Source organism: Clostridium sp. AF27-2AA (genome assembly GCF_003478505.1).
Lineage (GTDB): Bacteria > Bacillota > Clostridia > Lachnospirales > Lachnospiraceae > Brotaphodocola.
In genome coordinates this window covers 79,564-95,446 of sequence record NZ_QUFI01000004.1, presented here as the reverse complement: position 1 = coordinate 95,446, position 15,883 = coordinate 79,564, and the positions used below count along the sequence as shown (strand labels likewise).

Annotated in this window: 21 protein-coding genes; 5 read left to right on the top strand and 16 right to left on the bottom strand. The window is 47.3% G+C overall.

Translation table 11 applies throughout. From position 1 onward, the window contains the following. Positions 1 to 120: 120 nt before the first annotated feature. From DWY84_RS03850 to DWY84_RS03805, 10 genes are read right to left on the bottom strand one after another with little or no spacing between them, the layout of a single operon-like run. The gene (locus DWY84_RS03850; protein ID WP_347560759.1) at positions 121 to 2,019 is read right to left on the bottom strand and encodes a DUF927 domain-containing protein; all 1,899 of its coding nucleotides are present in this window, start codon (positions 2,017 to 2,019) and stop codon (positions 121 to 123) included. Next, a complete protein-coding gene (locus DWY84_RS03845) occupies positions 1,979 to 2,560 on the bottom strand; it encodes a CHC2 zinc finger domain-containing protein (RefSeq protein ID WP_243024740.1) in 582 nt (193 codons plus the stop codon). Before DWY84_RS03845 ends, DWY84_RS03850 begins: the two co-directional genes overlap by 41 nt. Continuing rightward, complete coding sequence (locus DWY84_RS03840) at positions 2,538 to 3,152, bottom strand: hypothetical protein (RefSeq protein WP_118530990.1); 615 nt, start codon at positions 3,150 to 3,152, stop codon at positions 2,538 to 2,540. The genes DWY84_RS03845 and DWY84_RS03840 overlap by 23 nt, the downstream gene beginning before the upstream one ends. Continuing rightward, complete coding sequence (locus DWY84_RS03835) at positions 3,149 to 3,808, bottom strand: AAA family ATPase (RefSeq protein WP_178716765.1); 660 nt, start codon at positions 3,806 to 3,808, stop codon at positions 3,149 to 3,151. Before DWY84_RS03835 ends, DWY84_RS03840 begins: the two co-directional genes overlap by 4 nt. Positions 3,809 to 3,818: 10 nt before the next feature. After that, complete coding sequence (locus DWY84_RS03830; RefSeq protein ID WP_118530986.1) at positions 3,819 to 4,469, bottom strand: hypothetical protein; 651 nt, start codon at positions 4,467 to 4,469, stop codon at positions 3,819 to 3,821. Then, entirely contained in the window at positions 4,450 to 4,650 is a 201-nt protein-coding gene (locus DWY84_RS03825; RefSeq protein ID WP_118530984.1) for a hypothetical protein, read from the bottom strand. The genes DWY84_RS03830 and DWY84_RS03825 overlap by 20 nt, the downstream gene beginning before the upstream one ends. Then, positions 4,650 to 5,144, bottom strand: a complete 495-nt coding sequence (locus DWY84_RS03820; RefSeq protein WP_118530982.1) for a siphovirus Gp157 family protein — start codon at positions 5,142 to 5,144, stop codon at positions 4,650 to 4,652. The genes DWY84_RS03825 and DWY84_RS03820 overlap by 1 nt, the downstream gene beginning before the upstream one ends. 49 nt (positions 5,145 to 5,193) lie before the next feature. After that, the gene (locus DWY84_RS03815; protein ID WP_118530980.1) at positions 5,194 to 5,505 is read right to left on the bottom strand and encodes a hypothetical protein; all 312 of its coding nucleotides are present in this window, start codon (positions 5,503 to 5,505) and stop codon (positions 5,194 to 5,196) included. Positions 5,506 to 5,520: 15 nt separating this feature from the next. Further along, on the bottom strand, positions 5,521 to 5,727 hold the full coding sequence (locus DWY84_RS03810) for a hypothetical protein (protein WP_118530978.1): 207 nt from the start codon (positions 5,725 to 5,727) through the stop codon (positions 5,521 to 5,523). Continuing rightward, complete coding sequence (locus DWY84_RS03805) at positions 5,714 to 5,929, bottom strand: helix-turn-helix domain-containing protein (protein ID WP_118530976.1); 216 nt, start codon at positions 5,927 to 5,929, stop codon at positions 5,714 to 5,716. The genes DWY84_RS03810 and DWY84_RS03805 overlap by 14 nt, the downstream gene beginning before the upstream one ends. A 95-nt stretch (positions 5,930 to 6,024) precedes the next feature. Between DWY84_RS03805 and DWY84_RS03800 the strand changes: the two genes are divergently transcribed. After that, positions 6,025 to 6,330: a hypothetical protein gene (locus DWY84_RS03800; protein ID WP_118530974.1), complete on the top strand. Its 306-nt coding sequence runs from the start codon at positions 6,025 to 6,027 to the stop codon at positions 6,328 to 6,330. A 91-nt stretch (positions 6,331 to 6,421) separates the two neighbouring features. On the opposite strand, the gene DWY84_RS03795 is transcribed toward DWY84_RS03800, so the two are convergent. Beyond that, positions 6,422 to 6,607 (bottom strand): helix-turn-helix transcriptional regulator, encoded by a 186-nt coding sequence (locus tag DWY84_RS03795; RefSeq protein ID WP_243024739.1) that lies wholly within the window; start codon positions 6,605 to 6,607, stop codon positions 6,422 to 6,424. A 246-nt stretch (positions 6,608 to 6,853) separates the two neighbouring features. On the opposite strand from DWY84_RS03795, the gene DWY84_RS03790 reads away from it, so the two are divergent. The 4 genes from DWY84_RS03790 to DWY84_RS03775 all read left to right on the top strand — a co-directional run bounded on the left by DWY84_RS03790 (position 6,854) and on the right by DWY84_RS03775 (position 9,783). Then, a complete protein-coding gene (locus DWY84_RS03790; protein ID WP_118530972.1) occupies positions 6,854 to 7,267 on the top strand; it encodes a helix-turn-helix transcriptional regulator in 414 nt (137 codons plus the stop codon). Positions 7,268 to 7,270: 3 nt separating this feature from the next. Further along, on the top strand, positions 7,271 to 7,693 hold the full coding sequence (locus DWY84_RS03785; protein ID WP_118530970.1) for an ImmA/IrrE family metallo-endopeptidase: 423 nt from the start codon (positions 7,271 to 7,273) through the stop codon (positions 7,691 to 7,693). 12 nt (positions 7,694 to 7,705) lie between these two features. Beyond that, the gene (locus DWY84_RS03780; protein ID WP_118530968.1) at positions 7,706 to 8,326 is read left to right on the top strand and encodes an NINE protein; all 621 of its coding nucleotides are present in this window, start codon (positions 7,706 to 7,708) and stop codon (positions 8,324 to 8,326) included. Between the two features lie 185 nt (positions 8,327 to 8,511). Beyond that, positions 8,512 to 9,783 (top strand): site-specific integrase, encoded by a 1,272-nt coding sequence (locus tag DWY84_RS03775; protein ID WP_118530967.1) that lies wholly within the window; start codon positions 8,512 to 8,514, stop codon positions 9,781 to 9,783. Positions 9,784 to 9,856: 73 nt separating this feature from the next. Here DWY84_RS03775 and rlmD read toward each other — a convergent pair whose 3' ends face one another. The 5 genes from rlmD to DWY84_RS03750 form a co-directional block, all read right to left on the bottom strand. Next, positions 9,857 to 11,260 carry a 23S rRNA (uracil(1939)-C(5))-methyltransferase RlmD gene (gene rlmD / locus DWY84_RS03770; protein WP_118530965.1) on the bottom strand — a complete coding sequence of 468 codons (1,404 nt, stop codon included), beginning with the start codon at positions 11,258 to 11,260 and terminating at the stop codon, positions 9,857 to 9,859. Between the two features lie 149 nt (positions 11,261 to 11,409). After that, positions 11,410 to 11,691 (bottom strand): DUF4366 domain-containing protein, encoded by a 282-nt coding sequence (locus tag DWY84_RS03765; RefSeq protein WP_118530963.1) that lies wholly within the window; start codon positions 11,689 to 11,691, stop codon positions 11,410 to 11,412. Between the two features lie 168 nt (positions 11,692 to 11,859). Then, entirely contained in the window at positions 11,860 to 14,250 is a 2,391-nt protein-coding gene (pcrA, locus tag DWY84_RS03760) for a DNA helicase PcrA (protein WP_118530961.1), read from the bottom strand. Between the two features lie 118 nt (positions 14,251 to 14,368). Beyond that, a complete protein-coding gene (locus DWY84_RS03755; protein ID WP_118530959.1) occupies positions 14,369 to 14,749 on the bottom strand; it encodes a RidA family protein in 381 nt (126 codons plus the stop codon). 403 nt (positions 14,750 to 15,152) lie between these two features. Further along, a complete protein-coding gene (locus DWY84_RS03750) occupies positions 15,153 to 15,593 on the bottom strand; it encodes a sigma factor-like helix-turn-helix DNA-binding protein (protein WP_118530957.1) in 441 nt (146 codons plus the stop codon). Between the last annotated feature and the right edge of the window lie 290 nt (positions 15,594 to 15,883).

Here is a 15,883-nt window from a genome sequence, read left to right as displayed (position 1 = left end):
ACGAGACTATATAACAGGTAAGACTGGTAAGACAGGTAAGACCTTATTAAAAAAGCCAGTATTTATGCGGCTTCCAGGGTCTTACCAAGGTCTTACCTTTTAGGAAGTAGGTAAGACCTTTTAATCAAAAGGTAATGTCTCCTGCTCATATTTTTCGACCTGCACAAATCCATCCTTATCCGTTGTATCGTCATCCTCGGGCAGATTGAATTTGATATAGCTTGATTTGATTCCATATACCTTCGTCTGATGTACCATTTTCCCTTGCGAATTACGCACCAGATAGCCCTTTTCTGCCCATTTCCGGCTTACAGCTGTATAATCAAAGCCGTTCTGATCCAGAAAGCTTAAAAGTACATCACGGTTCACGATCAGCTTCCCGTTATCAATTTTCCCCCAGACCTCACCCTTATTCAGCGAATTTTCTTCTTTCGGATCCTCGAAACGGACCTGGTACTTTGCCACCCAGTTTAACACCTGCTGATACGCGCGTTCTGCAATATCTACATCACGCGTACTCTGCAGATATTGTTTCACCTGAACAATCTGCAGCGGCTGCTCCGCTGTAAAAAAGAGCTTCACGGCAATCTCATCTGCCAACAACATGCAGGCCATTGCCATAGCCTGTTTATCTGTTGTATCCAGCCGGCAAAGCTCCTCAAAGATTTCCCGATACCGGTCCATGATTTTGCAGGATTCTGTCTCCTGTATGTACTCGACAAACTGCCTCCCAGCAAAGCCGTAATTCTCCTGCACCATGCTGCTCACATAATGACCGTCCGCTACCAGCGGCCCATCAATTGCAATCTCGATAACGCGGTTTTTGGATCCACCACCGGAGTTTACCTTCGTGATTGGCTCCTCACCGGTAAAGATAAAGCTGTTTTTCCAGGTCTTGGTATCCTCTACGCCGCCGTATGCTTTTGCTCTGCCGCGGTCCACACCCTCCGTGATCTGATAGATCAGCTGGTCAAAATTTCCCTGCCATTTATCTTTGATGGTCTGCAACTCATCCCCCGCAAAAGGGATGCTGCAGAGAAAGGCCGCGTTACGCATGATGGCATTCTTGGTCATGTTCATGGTCTTTACCAGGCCGCCCATCCGTGGATTCCCCCAGATAGACATAGCCACCATAAGCGCCACGGTCTTGCCGGTTCCGGTCGTGCCCCATAAATGCAGCACAAACGGTAGCACCTTAAGCGGCTCCAGAAGCACAGAAGCGAAGCTTGCAGCCATCATCATGCGCAGGGGTATATTCTTCCGCAGATCACCACAAAGAGCCTTCCAGGCGTCAAAATCGCCCTTCTCAGACACATTTTTAAAGATTGCCTCGTAATCCAGACCGCCCTCGTACCGGATATCTTTCTCATATGGGGTAAAGGCTGCGCCGACCCATCCCAGACGATTAATGGACTTCTTTGGCTCCAACGCCACGGGATTATATCCTACGCAGTCACTGATATAGCGCACCAGGCTCTTTGCATTATCAGAAGTAACCTCAATGCCATACTGAGACAGAACATCTACAATCTTGTTGGTATTGGCACATACTGACCGGTCTACCGTGATATGCTGCCAGGATGCTGACTTAAAATAAGCCAGCGTGATCCGCTCCTCCGATGTATCCACGTTTTTCAAAATTTCTATCGGCATGATCGGATGACTGCAGGCAATCACCGGAATCGCCTGCATGTTCTTATCATAACGGATCGTCTTCACGCCCATATCGGTAGCACTCCACTCCGCGCAGATCAGTTCCAACGGCTGATCGGTAAAAGCCGTTTTGTTGCCGGTCTGGCGCATCCGCTGGATGTAGTCAAGCTGGAACTGCTTCAGCAGGTTATTAAACTCCGTGCTGCGCTTTAAGATCTTGGCCTCGTTCCGCAATGCCTCAATATACTTCTGCCGCTCCACATTGTCCTCGATCTCAAAGATCCGGTAAAAGATTTCATCCGGAAAGGGATTCTGGCGCTCCAGCTTAGCTATACCAGTCAATAACTCTTCGTTCGACTTTTCCAATTTCACTCACCGCCTTCTTGTCTGCGTATAATTCTTTCGGGCACTGATCCAGACAGTCAATCAGATATTCCACGTATGTGATATTGCCAAGTGCCTCATAGAAATGCCCGCTACGTTCTCTGATTGCCTCACAGAGCAGTCCGCGATACACAACCAGCCATTTCCTCGCATAAGACACAAAATCCCGCAATTCGCGTTTTAAACGGTTTCTCTTATCCGCTTCCCGCTTGTCCCTGTAGGTCGTCGGCTCCTGGATTGGAACCTGGAACGCTGCTGCGAGCTGCTTCGCTGCCTCATAATTTCCGATGCCATAATAACCGGCCACAAACTTAATCTGGTCACCGCCAGCTCCGCAGGAAAAGCAGTAATACCCTTTTCCATTTGGGTAGATCTTCATGGATGGCCGGGTATCGTGATGGAACGGGCAAAGGCATTTTCCGTTTAAAATATGCAGGCCGCAGTATTCCACGGCCTGCTGCATACTCACTGCATCTTTAACTTTGCTGTAAAGCTCCGGATCACATGAACGGGATGCCTTCATCGCCAGCTCCCTCCGGAATATTTACGAATCCATCACCCACTGCAGACGGCGTTCCATGGTTCACCGGAGTAGTCTGGCCCACCGGCGGATCCTGCAACAGTTCATCTTCCGGCACCTCCGCTTCCGCCAGGCCGGCCACGCTGCGAATCTGGAACAGCTCCGTTACGAACGGGCGGTTTCCATTGGATGCCTCATACTGACGGCGGCGGAAAATACCACCAAATTCCTTACCAATCATCTGCTTCTCATTGTCACTCACATCCCACTGGAAGGTGAAGTTATTGGAACGCTCAATCGAAGTGATGATGCCCTTGAACCAGGAAAGCCCCTTGCCCTCCATGTTCTGTTTGAATACGCCGCGCCATTTTGCGCCCATCGGATTCTGGGCCTTGTCGCCGTCGAACATCTTCTTGTAAAAGTCCTTGTACTCGCCCTTTGCGATATCATACAGAATCACAAACTGCTGATTTCCGTTCTTTGATTCCTGAGTGGTTACCTGCTTAATGACGCACACATATTTTCCTTTCGGCAGCTGCTGGAACTCTCCTGTGTAAGCTGCTGCCTCATCATATCCTGCCGGTTTCTTAATCATGACTGCTTGTCCTCCTTGGGCTTATATTTCTCCCATCCGTAGAAATCCCGGATGGTATCATCAACCAGTTTCAGGTTGTTTTCAATTTCGGGTGATTCAAACATATCTTCCGGGGTCTTTGTAATGTCTGACCCATCCGTAACGGTCCGGAAGAAATGATTTCCATTCTCGCTCATGCACCGGATGCAGATTGTGACCATGCCTTCCAGGCACACCTTGCGATCCAACTGCTTACCGATGGTTCTGAGCCGCGAAATGCCAAAATCATCGGTATCCTCGTGAAACATGATGTACACGATCTTGTCCGGATCCGTTACATCGGTCTTAATCCGCTTCACCAGGCCATACATAGCATCCGCGATATCGTCATACATCTCAAATGACGCATTTCCCTTCTTGTTCCGGTGCTGTGACATAAAGAGATGGGTCATAATATACCCGGCATCATCAATCACATAAACCTTTTCCGGATTTTTGTTGATCGTGGCAATGATCTGGTTGATATCATCGCTGGAACCGGTCTTCCGGAAACGTTTGCGGAAAGGCAATTCCTTCCGCTCTGTGTTAAGCAGCACCACCTCATGCTCGTCAAAAAACTTTAAGCTCCGGCTCTTTCCGCTGCCGGACTTTCCATAAATCAAAACGGGTAATCCCATAACATCCTCCTTAATACGGCAGCGGCTCTGCCTCATCGGTCTCTTTCACTGCTTTGCTCAGCCAATCATCTTCGAAGAAATCCAGGTCTTTCATGCGGGCAAATATCGTGTCCCGTGTCTTTTCCGATACATTCATGCCGAAAACCCAGTACAGCATCGTCTCACTTTTAAAATAGAGCGTATGTCCGGAAGGTGATACACTGGGTCTTCCCGGCATATGCTCCCCCATCGGCTCCAATTCTGCAGGCGAAATCATTCCATCGGTCCACTCTCTGATTGCTGTCAGATAACCCTTGTCACTATGGCGCTGATATACGGACAGCTCATGATAGTTGTTCGTCAGTACCACCGGGACGCTGCAGGCAAAATCCTTTGCTGCTTTCCATGCCGCATATGGATCATGCGGTTCAAGTTCGCGCTCCATATTAAGTTTCTTGTCTTCGATGTAGTACTTATAACAGGTTTCTTCATCCGGCATATCGCCGATCAGCTCCATGATGGCTGCCTTGAACTTATTAGTTGCATACGTGCTTTCCACATAGATGCCCCAGAAGCTGGTGTAAACCAGATAGTGGTCATCCAAATTCCCGACGTATAAGCCGCCAGTTGTCTTCAGTGCTGACTTCATGGCCTTCTTGAATTCACTGATTTTCAGAAACATCGTCTTTTCCCTCCTCATACTTTCGCTTGTAGGCATCAATGCCGCACCGGATGTAATCCAGCACTACATCCATTTCATCGAATGACAGATGCCATACACCTGTTGTCATGATCTTGACCGCTTTCGCAGCTACTTCCATGAGCAGCTGCATGCGAAACGGTCCAATTCCCTCCCGGTCCATCAGCGAATCCGCAGGCTTTCGCCCCGCGGCTCCAGATGTGCCCAGTCAACCTGTTTCTCATCCAGAAGTTTCCGGATGGCTTCGTTGTTCGGAACCGGTGGCTGCGGGATCAGGAATCTTCCCGGAATATCTTCCAGAAGGCCATCAATAACCAGCGGCTGCAGTCCTCCGTTCTTCTGAATGTTAAAGCTGAACAGGGCCGTCTTAAACTTGGTCTTGCCCATCTCACGCATATTGGCCTCCAGATTGTTCTTTAATGCCTGCTGGCGGTTCTCCAAAGCCTTTCTTCTGGCAGCCAGACGATTTTCTTCTGCTTTCAGCGCCTCGATATCGGCTTTCATGCCGGTAATAATCTTGGCATAGCCGTCGGCCTTCTCCTCAATCTCGCCCCAGAGACCGTCCATGGTATCCTGAAGGGTCTGATCGTCCACTTCCGGATCGTAAACAAGTTCCTGCAGCGCTAAAAACTGCTCTGTTAACTCATAAAGTTTCATCTTGATTTTCCTCCGCGCCTCACCTATAATGAGACTGTAAATTGATTTTTTATTTACTTGATTCCCCGGAAGTTGCCGCTTCTGGGGTTTCTTCTTTTCGATACAAGTGACCTAATTCTACGTTGATCATTGCCAACAGAAAGCTATAGGACGTTGCTCTTGCCTCTGGGCTGACTGCGTTGCTCACAGTTTTCTCAACCAGCTTTTTAAGTGCCAACGTGATATCTTTATCAGTTGCCTGGCCCAGAATGCAAACCCTGCCGTCTGACTGTTTCTGTGGCGTATTAATAACAGCCAACACAAACTCGCCGGACGTCACATCCTCAACATGGCCATTCTGTTCAAATGTAACCTTTACCATACTTCTCACTTCCTTTCACATTCCCGCCAATAGTGCGCTGGCCACGCATCCCGCAAACACCGCGCAGATGCCAAACATCACCTTGCCCGCCAGATCATCCAGGTCAATCGCCGGTTCCGGCTTTAATACATCCTCGACCAGGTAAAACACCGGATCGCTCCGGCACTCCATGTAGCTCAGCATCCGCGGGTGCTGGGACTCTACAAAGTTAAGCTTCGCCACTCTGATCACCTCCCTCCTCCGGCTCGTATGCCGGGTACTGCTCAATAAAACGCTCCAGGTCACTGCCCCGGATCTTAATCAGTCCAAGGCGCAGAGCCACAAGCTGCTTGCCATTAATCAGCCGGTATACCGCCTGAGGATTGACCCGCAGAAGTTTCGCGGCTTCTTTTACTGTGTACAATGGTTCATATGCTCTTATCATCTTCTTGCACCTCCCGTTGCTTTTCTTTCATTCCCGTCCTATACTGTACTTACAGGCTCTTGCCAGAGCCGAGTACGATAGAAAGAGAACACCCCATGCTAACCAAACAGCAATATCATAAATTAAAATCCATAAATCGAAAGGGCTATGCAACAGAACGCGATTTTCATAAAAACGAACAGCTCTTTTGGTATCTTGCTGGGAAAAATTTCATTCGCAAAACCCGTTCTCCTGATCATAAAGTTCTCAAGTTTATCATCACCGAAACCGGCAAAGCAGAATTAGCCAGTTACGAAACTGAACGCTTTCGATTTTGGCTTCCTAATGTTCTTTCATCCATTGCTTTGATTCTCAGCGCAATAGCAATAACAGTATCGATATGGTCAGCGCTATTGCACTAACCGAAACAGAAACTCCAGATAAATAGAGTGGCAGTTTAGGATACCGATACATCAATGGATACTTATCCTTTTTGGGCACGCTGACCACCTCCTATTCCAACAGATCTTCGATTGCAACACCAAAATAATCGGCCACTTTCTGAACCTTGCGAATGCCTGGATCTGTCTCGTTCCACTTGCTGATACTTCTGTTTGAAAAACCTAAATCCTTTTCAAGTTTCCAAACAGATACTCCTTTTTTCTCGCAAAGCTCTTTGATATTGTCGAATAACACCATCTCACCTCCTGTCACAATTAGAGAAAATATTCTCATTCTTATATTGACTTTTATGAGAAAATATTCTATTATACAAATAGGCGATATGAATATATTCTCTTAAATCCAGTCTTTTAAATTGGCGTTTATTGACTGTCCTTTGTGTTACGAGAATGTTTTCTCTTTACACACCCTACTATACGAGAATATTTTCTTTTTGTCAATACTTTTTCGAGATTTTTTTCTCGTATTAGAAGGGAGATTATTATGACTCTAAAAGACCGCGTAAAAACACTTGCGCAAGAACGCGGTATCAGCTTGCCAGCACTTGAATCAGAACTCGGTTTCGGTAACAGCACCATCGTAAAATGGGATAAATCAACGCCAAACGCCGACAAGTTAAATGCCGTTGCAAAATATTTCGGTGTTACTATGGATTATCTATTGAATGGGGAAAATAAAGACTCACTCCCACTTACAACTAAAGATGAGCGGGATATTGAAAAAATTATTAATCAAACAAAAGAACAGTTGCTTTCCCAGGAAGGGTTAATGTTTGACGGTGATCCTGCCAGTCCAGAAGCGGTAGAGTCCATTTTAGCCGCTATGCAAATCGGCATGGAAATGGCAAAGAAAAAGAATAAGGAAAAATATACTCCTAAAAAATATAAAAAGGACTAGCCTATGGATATAAAGAAAAGGGTTAACGCGCTAGTGCGAAAGCACCAAAGCAGAGATCCCTTTACAATCATCCGCGGACTGAATGTCATCGTTATTTATGCTCCACTGGTCGGCGTTCGCGGCTTTTATCAGTATTTCCAACGGAACAATATTATCTATATAGATGAGAATCTTCCCAAGCATGAACAAAGCTTTGTCTGTGCGCATGAGTTGGGACATATGTTCTTACATAAAAATGCGAATGCCATTTTCATGGACACTCGGACTCAATTCAATACTCACCGCTACGAAGTGGAAGCGAACACTTTTGCGATGGAACTGCTGATTGGAGATGACATCCTTGCTGAATGTGAGGAATATACGATTGACCAGATATCCCATCTACTAGGATATCAAAAAGAACTAATTCAGCTTAGGCTACATTGAGAGGGAACTTGTATGAAAAAGAACTATAATAAATGGGCTGCCTTATTCGGTGGCTGGTTTGGCTTACACAGATACATGGCCGGTGAAATAGGAATGGGAATTCTTTACACATGTACATCCGGAATTTTCTGCATTGGCTGGATTATTGATACAGTAAAAGCTTTCGCAAATTCAGACGGAGGAACTTCTTTTCACCTTCGACTAAAAAGCCTTCCAGTCCTCACGCCTAACGGAATTGTTTTAAAAGAAGACGAACTTTGTCATTATCAAGGCGCTGCATATACCGAAAAGAACTCTTCTCGCATTGCTGGTTACACTTCTCAACATGCGGGCGGCAGCGTAAGAATTGCTAAGGGATTAAGTGTACATACCGGTGGAACCGAACGACAAGCTGTCCGTGAAACATTAACCGAGAAATCAAACGGCATTCTTTATATAACAAACAAGAGAATTGTTTTCATTGCACCAAAAAATGCCTTTGAAAAACCCATCAATTCACTTTCTGCCTATGTTCCAAATCAAGGACATATGGCATTCTTATTTGGGAATCAGTCTTTCGATTTAATAACGGCAGATTCGTTTCGTATTAAAGATATTATCGATGGTATTCTAAACGGAATGCCTGTTAAATAAAATGCAAAACCGCCCGGTATTGGCGTACCGAACGGCTTTACATAGATTTTCTCTTGCCGGATGCCCGGAAAGATATAATCATCCTAAACAAATGAATTATATCATCTCCGAAGCGCTCTGGCAAGGGGCGTATTTTTTATACCCATTTTACCGTTGCGACATCGCAACAGGAAGGAGAATGATATATGGGACAGTTAAGAACAAGAAAGCGCGGATCAACCTGGCAGTACAGCTTTGAAACCGCACCAGTGAATGGAAAACGGAAATCAATCTCAAAGGGCGGATTCCGGACAAAAGCCGAAGCCCTGGCAGCCGGTACTACCGCAATGAATGAGTATAACTCATCCGGCCAGACCTTTACCCCCACAGAGGTCAGTGTATCTGATTATCTGGATTACTGGTTTGAGAATTACTGCAAAATGAATCTGAAATACAACACGCAGCTTGGTTATCTCTATATCGTAGAGAACCGGTTAAAACCGCGTTTCGGACAGTACCGGCTGAAATCACTGAACACTGCTGTCATACAGGAATATGTGAATCAGTTAAAGATCGACGGTCTTGCAAAATCTTCCGTCCTCGGAATCTTACGGGTATTATCGGCTGCCTACGAATATGCTATAGAACCGCTGCAATATGTCAGAGAAAACCCTTGTGCCAGGATAAAACTGCCAAAATTCGAGAAAGCTCCAAAACAGCGCTACGTGATCCGGCCGGATGAATTTAAAAAAATCCTGAAACGTTTTCCGGAAGACAGCAATTTTTATCTGCCGCTCATGATTGGCTATTATACCGGTTTGCGTCTCAGTGAGACCTTTGCGTTATGCTGGGATGATATCGACATGGAAAACCGCACTCTGTCCGTCAGAAAGACGGTTGTAAAACGAAATTATGGGGTAGATGTACGTAAGGTGTTGGAACAGAAGGGAAAGAAAGAAGAAAAATCTGCATGGTATTTCGGAACACCGAAAACAGTCAATTCCATCCGTACCATCAAATTCGGGGATGCTCTCTATAAAGCATTGAAACACGCACAGCTGACCCAAAAGAAAAACCGACTGCTCTATGGTGAATATTACACAGATCATTATCTGAAACCCGAGAAAGATGAAAAAGGAAATACCATTTACCGGATCATCCCGGTTGAGCGCGGCATTGACTGTGCCATGCAGCGCGTGGACTTCCTGTGCGTCCGGGAAAACGGAGAATTTGTCAGTCCTGACTCCTTCAAATACTGCGCCAGGGTAATCCACCACGAGCTGAATATGGCATTCGACTATCATTCCCTTCGCCATACTCACGCTACTCTCTTAATAGAAAATGGTGCTGACATCAAGGATGTCCAGATGCGTCTGGGACATGCTGATATCAACACCACTTTACAGATCTACACTCATGCCACCGAAAAAATGGCGGAACGCAGCGTAGAAATCTTTGAAAAAGCTGCCAGTCTTTGACAACATCTCAAAAAAGCGTTGTCAAATCGTAGTCAAACGGGCTTTCGTGGTCGTCCAGAAAGCCCGCAAATCCTTATTTTATGCGGGTAAGTAACGCAATCGTTTCACAGTTTGCCGTTGACGGAAACATGTCCACAGCGCAGGCCTTCTCCAGTTTATATCCCCGTTCCTGTAATACCACCAGGTCTCTGGTCAGGCTGGTCGGCTTACAGGAAATATAGACCATGCGGTCTACACCAAAGTCGATGATCTTATCCAGAGCCTTCGGGTGGATACCGTCACGCGGCGGGTCCAGGATGATCAGGTCCGGCTTGTCTTTCAGCTCTCCGATGACCTTCAGCACATCTCCGGCAATGAACTCGCAGTTTTTCAGCCCGTTTCCGGCCGCATTCTCTTTCGCTGCCTCCACAGCCTCCTCCACGATTTCCACGCCCACAACCTTGTCGGCCACCGGCGCAATGATCTGGGCGATGGTTCCGGTTCCGCTGTATAAGTCGAACACGACTTTATCCTTCGTCTCACCCACGTAGCTGCGGGCGGTCTCGTAAAGCACCTCTGCTCCCAGGGAATTGGTCTGGAAGAAGGAGAACGGAGTGATGCGGAATTTTAATCCTAGCAGCTCCTCGTAAAAGAAATCCTGTCCATAGAGAATGGTAGTCTCGTCACTCTGTACTACATCGGCCAGGCTGTCATTGCGGATATGCAGGATGCCTGCAAAGGTTCCTTCCAGTTCCAGCGCCTGCATGCAGGACAGCCATCCGGCTAACAGTTCCTGCTCGGATACCGGCGTGCTGCACTCCTCTGTCACGCCCAGATTTTCCGTCTGTCCGGAAGTAACCAGTGCCACCAGGATTTCCCCGGTCTTCACCGCCCGGCGCACCAGCAGATGGCGCAGATAACCGATATGCTGCATCTTCTTATGATAGCTGATATGCTTTTCTGTAAAGTAGTTCAGGGTGGCTGTTAAAATCTTGCAGAAATCCTCATGCACGATCTGGCACTGCGGCGTATTCACGATATCATAAAAGCTACCGCGGCGGTGCATGCCAAGAGCCAGCGGACCGTCCTTATACTCATCCCCGAAGGAGAACTCCATCTTATTGCGGTAGCCTTCGGATATCGGGCTGGCCTTGATGCCCTCAAACTCGTAGGAATCACAGACTTCATCCAACAGGGCTTTGATCTGGCTTTCCTTGATTTTTAACTGCTCCTCATACGGAAGGCTCTGATACAGGCAGCCTCCGCAAACACCAAAATGCGGGCAGGCATCTTCTGTTCTCTCCAGCGGTGACTTTTCCAGTACCTCTAAGAGACGTGCCTCACATTTGCCTTTTCTCTTTTTATTTACCACAAACCGGATCTTCTGCCCCGGAATGGCATTCTTGACGATGACCCGCTCGCCATCTACATATAACATTCCCTTATTGGGGAAATCAATGGTCTCTACGACCGCTTCAAACATATCTCCCTTTTTCACGTTTTCACTCCTGTACAAAAATGTTAAAAAGATTCACGGGATACTTTCCCGGTGACACAAGAAAGGCGTATCCCGGTCTGCGAGACACGCCTGATTCTGATTATTTTCTGATTTGGTTTCCGGCCTTGCCGGCTCAAGCATCCTGCTGATTATTTCTCGTCATCCTCATCCTCGAAGAAGTCATCGTCGAAATCGTCATCGAAATCATCCTCGAAATCTTCCAGATAATCCGGGGTGAAGAAACGGTATACGCCGTATGCGATGGCTGCAACTGCTGCTACCACGCCGATGATGGCAAGGATCCAGAGAATACAGGTTTTCTTTTTCTCCTCTTCCTCTTTTCTGTGTAAGAACTCATTTAACTTGGTGGAATTCATGATCTCCTCCACACGTGCCATTGCGTCTTTGCTCATGTTATCAAAACGATTCATACTGCCACGTCCTTTCTACCATATTCCTGGCTTTGTGTGCAAAGCCATACCATTACTAGGATTATAACATTAATTTTCTGTTTTTACTATCCCATTTTATTCAAATTTGCATTTTCTATGCGCGGCTTCGCGTGATTCCATTTATCTGCAATCAGCCACGGAAGCAGTTTATACCTTCTGCAGCTTTGCGAAGGACGCGAACATCTTCTTGACTCCGGCCGTATCAAAGTTCACGGATACCTCAAAATCCTTTGCACCGTCCTTCACACCGAGCACAGTTCCCTCGCCAAATTTTATGTGACGTACCCGATCTCCCACGCCGTAATCCAGGGATGCCGGTTTCTGCACGGTAAAGGCCTTGCCAAATCCCGGATTGGATGGCTTTGCACTCGGTCCTGCTGATGAGCTGTTCGCCGGTTTCCGGTCGAAAATGCCACTTAAATCCCGTCCTGCTGCCCCGCCAAAGCTGGAATACGCGCCGTTTCCGGTTCCAGATACATAGGATGCGGTCTGGGACGCGTAGGAATTGGATTTCATTCCAAACTTGCTGACGCCCAGGCGGCTCTGATTCTTGTTCCAAGGCAGTGTATCGTCATCGAATTCATCACTGCTTACTCTGCGGCCCACTCTCGGCTCCAGCTTCTCCATCTGGATCAACTCTTCCGGAATCTCATCCACAAAGCGGCTCACCTTGGAATAATGGGTCTCTCCGTTGATCATGCGCATGCGGGAAGCCGTGATGACCAGCCGCTCCTTTGCCCGGGTGATGCCCACGTAACACAGACGGCGTTCCTCCTCAATCTCCGTCCGGTCATCCGACATGATAGACATGCGGCTTGGGAACAGGCCATCCTCCAGGCCGCTTAAATACACCACCGGGAACTCCAGTCCCTTGGCGCTGTGCAGGGTCATCAGAGTAACCCGGTTTTCGGAGTCATCCATCCGGTCCACATCGGCCACCAGCGCCACCTGCTCTAAAAATTCATCCAGGGACGGATGCTCCACTTCTTCGCTGTAGCTGACTGCCTTGTTCATGAGCTCCTCAATGTTCTCCATGCGGGTCTGGAACTCAACCTCGCCCTCAGCCTCCAGTTCTTCCTTATAACCGGTTTCCACAAGAATCTGCTCCATCACCTCACGAATGGTAGCGCCGCCATTTAAAGCATCCCGAAAATCCTCAATCTGACTGGTAAACACAGCCACCTTGCCGACGGCCTTTCCCAGTCCCGGTACGGCCGCCGCTCTGGCACAGGCATCGTAAAAGCTCATTCCCTGTTCCGATGCCCAGGCCGTGATTTTTCCAATGGAGGCTGCGCCAATGCCGCGCTTCGGCACATTGATGATACGCTGTACAGCCAGGTCATCCTGTCCGTTGGCAATGGTTTTTAAATAGGACAGTACATCCTTGATTTCTTTTCGCTGATAGAAATTCACACCCCCCACCAGACGGTACGGCACATTGTGCTCAATGCATTTTTCCTCCAGCAGACGGGACTGGGCATTGGTGCGGTAAAGTACGGCATAGTCCTGATAATCCCGGCCATCCTTTAAGATATCCCGCACAATGCCATCAGCCTCCTCGTAGGCCTGCTCATACTGGTGGAACACCACCGGCACACCTTCGCCATTGGCCGTCCAAAGAGTCTTATTCTTCCGGCCCTGGTTATTGCGGATCACCGCGTTGGCCGCATCCAGAATGTGACTGGTGGAGCGGTAGTTCTGCTCCAGCTTGATGACCTTTGCGCCCGGGAAGGCACTCTCAAAGTCCAGGATATTGCTGATATTGGCACCCCGGAACTTGTAGATGGACTGATCATCATCGCCCACCACGCAGAGATTCTTATATTTTCCGGCTAACAGCTCAATGAGACGGAACTGGGCCGTGTTGGTATCCTGGTACTCATCCACCATGATGTATTTGAAACGCTCCTGATAATACTCCAGCACATCAGCATTGGTACGGAACAAATCCACGGTCTTAAAGATCAAATCATCGAAATCCAGTGCGTTGTTCTTCTTTAACTCTTCCTGATACTTCTGGTAGACCTCAGCGATTTTTTTTGCGCGCCAGTCCCCTTCCGCGTTGATACGGAACTCCTCCGGACTCATCAGCTCATTCTTGGCACTGGAAATAGCGGAAAGCATGGCCCGGTCACGGAAGGTTTTCGGATCCAGTTCCATCTTCTTTAAAATCTGCCGCATCAGCGTTTTCTGGTCATCGGTATCGTAAATAGAAAAGTTTGTATTGTAGCCCAGATGGTCAATAAAACGGCGCAGAATCCTCACACAGGAGGAATGGAAGGTGGAAACCCATATGCTCTCAGAGCCAAAGCCCACCAGCTTATGCACACGCTCCCGCATCTCCCCGGCGGCCTTATTGGTAAAGGTGATGGCCATGATGTTCCATGGATTCACATCTTTCTCCTCAATCAGGTATGCAATACGGTGAGTCAGTACCCGGGTTTTTCCGGAACCGGCTCCGGCCAGGACTAAAAGAGGGCCATCCGTGCAAAATACAGCCTCCTTCTGTCTGTCATTTAAAGTATCATAAACTGCCATTACGCTATTATCCTTTCAAAAACATTCATAAACGCTCGTTACATCTTATCACAAAAAAACAGGCACCGCAAACCTTTGTTTGCGATGCCTGTCTTAATTTTCTGACTGTAGTAAAAAATTACTCAGCGTATGCAATAGCCTCGATCTCTACCAGTGCGCCCTTCGGAAGTGCTGCAACCTCAAAAGCTGCTCTTGCCGGGCAAGCGCCCTCGAAGAAAGTAGCGTAAACCTCGTTCATAGCACCGAAATCAGCGATGTTGTTTAACAGAACGGTGGTCTTTACTACATTAGCCATGCTCAGTCCGTCGCTCTCAAGAATGTTCTTGATGTTGGTTAAGGACTGCTTGGTCTGTGCTGCGATGTCTGCGCCAGCAAACTCGCCGGTAGCCGGGTCGATTGGGAGCTGACCGGAAACAAATACAAATTTGTCTGCGTGGATTGCCTGGGAATATGGTCCGATTGCGGCCGGAGCATTGTTCGTTGCTAATACTTTTTTCATAAGAAATCGTTCTCCTTTGTTTAATCTTTGTAATTTCTTATTATAAACACTTCGGATAAAAAATTCAATCCCTTTTCACAATGATTATAACTTTTTGTTAGCTTTATGACTTTTCGTTTTATCTCAATCAGTGCTTTTCCTCTTGCCATCTGGTTTTCAATACTATAACCAACTGGAACATTTTATATCTTTTTTGCTTGTTTTCCTGTTGTTACAGGGTACATTTTACCGATTTTAGACCCTGTTTTTTGTGTTTGATTCAGATTTTAGTATCATTTTAGTATCACGAAACAAAAGCACCCGAAAATCCTATGGTCGTGGATTCGGGTGCTTTTTAAATATACGCTTTCCTGCAATATTGTACAGTTCATATTATACTGCATTTATTACGACATCGCAACAGCTACAGTTCCAGAGCCACCCGCTCCGTTGAACTTGTCCAGGTGCGAGCAAAATGTCCCACACCGCCGCCGATCAGAGCGTTGTTATAGATCCAGGAATCCGCTGGAAGAAACACACGCAGCAGCTTGCCGTTCTCGCCGTTTCTTAAGCTCCACAATGCCTTATCGTGCTGCTGCCTTGCCGCGGCCACAGTGAGGCCACAGGAAGCAGCACACTCTCTCAGCGTGAACTTTCCCTGGTACCTGCTGCGAATCACTTCCGCCTGGATCTCCGGCAGACTATCCACACAGCCCCACAGGGTACGGCAGAGGCTTTCTTTCTCCATCCGGTCCAGAATATCCTCTTCCTGGTTGCCTGCTACTGCCACCAACTCCCCCACCGTGGTATCTTCTGTGCCATCAATTCCCGTAACAGGTGCGTCCAGGCTTCTCAGGATCACCATACAGGCATTTTCCTGTATCGCCCTGACTATCCCATAAACCAGGCTATTTCGACCGCTGAGGGCTCACGACCATACTTCTTTAGATAATCCGACTAGAATTCCTTCACCTTCCAGATCTATTCTGGAAACTGCACTTGGATATACTTACAAATGCCCTCGTTCCGCGGATTGTCTAAATAACTACATAAGCACTTAAAAGACAAAACATTTTTTCATCACATGACTGCTGTAAAATGTAACATCATACAGGTGTCTGTTTATGCTAATATCTCAATCCGTAAAACTTCCAG

What these genes read in the sequence shown, in the direction of transcription:
- DWY84_RS03755 (WP_118530959.1), bottom strand. Translation starts at nt 14,749, where the DNA reads ATGAAAAAAGTATTAGCAACGAACAATGCTCCGGCCGCAATCGGACCA.
- DWY84_RS03795 (WP_243024739.1), bottom strand. Translation starts at nt 6,607, where the DNA reads ATGGTGTTATTCGACAATATCAAAGAGCTTTGCGAGAAAAAAGGAGTA.
- DWY84_RS03815 (WP_118530980.1), bottom strand. Translation starts at nt 5,505, where the DNA reads ATGGTAAAGGTTACATTTGAACAGAATGGCCATGTTGAGGATGTGACG.
- pcrA (WP_118530961.1), bottom strand. Translation starts at nt 14,250, where the DNA reads ATGGCAGTTTATGATACTTTAAATGACAGACAGAAGGAGGCTGTATTT.
- DWY84_RS03780 (WP_118530968.1), top strand. Translation starts at nt 7,706, where the DNA reads ATGAAAAAGAACTATAATAAATGGGCTGCCTTATTCGGTGGCTGGTTT.
- DWY84_RS03825 (WP_118530984.1), bottom strand. Translation starts at nt 4,650, where the DNA reads ATGGACCGGGAGGGAATTGGACCGTTTCGCATGCAGCTGCTCATGGAA.
- DWY84_RS03830 (WP_118530986.1), bottom strand. Translation starts at nt 4,469, where the DNA reads ATGTTTCTGAAAATCAGTGAATTCAAGAAGGCCATGAAGTCAGCACTG.
- DWY84_RS03840 (WP_118530990.1), bottom strand. Translation starts at nt 3,152, where the DNA reads ATGATTAAGAAACCGGCAGGATATGATGAGGCAGCAGCTTACACAGGA.
- DWY84_RS03790 (WP_118530972.1), top strand. Translation starts at nt 6,854, where the DNA reads ATGACTCTAAAAGACCGCGTAAAAACACTTGCGCAAGAACGCGGTATC.
- DWY84_RS03805 (WP_118530976.1), bottom strand. Translation starts at nt 5,929, where the DNA reads ATGATAAGAGCATATGAACCATTGTACACAGTAAAAGAAGCCGCGAAA.
- DWY84_RS03750 (WP_118530957.1), bottom strand. Translation starts at nt 15,593, where the DNA reads ATGGTGATCCTGAGAAGCCTGGACGCACCTGTTACGGGAATTGATGGC.
- DWY84_RS03765 (WP_118530963.1), bottom strand. Translation starts at nt 11,691, where the DNA reads ATGAATCGTTTTGATAACATGAGCAAAGACGCAATGGCACGTGTGGAG.
- DWY84_RS03785 (WP_118530970.1), top strand. Translation starts at nt 7,271, where the DNA reads ATGGATATAAAGAAAAGGGTTAACGCGCTAGTGCGAAAGCACCAAAGC.
- DWY84_RS03800 (WP_118530974.1), top strand. Translation starts at nt 6,025, where the DNA reads ATGCTAACCAAACAGCAATATCATAAATTAAAATCCATAAATCGAAAG.
- DWY84_RS03835 (WP_178716765.1), bottom strand. Translation starts at nt 3,808, where the DNA reads ATGGGATTACCCGTTTTGATTTATGGAAAGTCCGGCAGCGGAAAGAGC.
- DWY84_RS03820 (WP_118530982.1), bottom strand. Translation starts at nt 5,144, where the DNA reads ATGAAACTTTATGAGTTAACAGAGCAGTTTTTAGCGCTGCAGGAACTT.
- DWY84_RS03775 (WP_118530967.1), top strand. Translation starts at nt 8,512, where the DNA reads ATGGGACAGTTAAGAACAAGAAAGCGCGGATCAACCTGGCAGTACAGC.
- DWY84_RS03845 (WP_243024740.1), bottom strand. Translation starts at nt 2,560, where the DNA reads ATGAAGGCATCCCGTTCATGTGATCCGGAGCTTTACAGCAAAGTTAAA.